General features: G+C 63.5%; 1 protein-coding gene. It reads right to left on the bottom strand.

What is annotated here, in order from left to right:
* On the bottom strand, positions 1-680 hold a 680-nt coding region (locus ACY1JZ_RS26020), incomplete at both ends, for an AMP-binding protein (RefSeq protein WP_462631686.1).

Raw genomic sequence — 680 nt, 5'->3', positions numbered from 1 at the left:
GGTCAGCAGCGGCACATAGAGCGAGGTTACCGTCAGGTCGAACGCGATAGACGAGTATAGCGCCGCATCCACGGGCTCTCCGCCCGCATATACCTTGCATGCCCACCATACATAGTTCACGGCGCCACGATGCTCCACCATGACCCCCTTCGGCTTCCCGGTCGAGCCGGAGGTATAGATCATGTACATCAACTGCGACGGCTTCACCTCGACGCCCACATTCACGGCATCGTGAAGACTGTCCGGCTCATCCGTTTCTCTGCCGCCAGGTGCAGCCGAAGGTTCGGTGCCTGGAGAAGATCCATAACCTGGCGCATCAGCTTCCGAATCCTTCACCCCGTGAACCTTCGCTTCCCGGGACACGCTGGCGGCGGCTTTCTGCGCTTGCACATCATCCGCCATGCGGCTGACAGCCTCCTCCACGCCAGCCCCGGCCGCAGCAGACGCAGCCAGCGGATTCGCCTGAACGTTGCTTACAGCCGCTCCATCGACCTTAATGGCCGCACCTCCCTGCGCTTCCACCACACCACCGACCGCAGGCCTTGCTTCCGCGCGCTCCCCAGCCTCTGCACACGCCCCGGCTTCCGCAGTCGTCTCCGCTTTCGCATTCAGCCCCGCTTCTGCAGTTGCCCCGGCTTCTGCCCTGATGTCCAGCCAGGCCAGACCAGCCGGAGCCTGCT

The organism is Paenibacillus sp. J5, assembly GCF_054955055.1.
The sequence above is the reverse complement of the archived record's forward strand: the minus strand, read 5'-3'. Positions and strand labels throughout refer to the sequence as shown.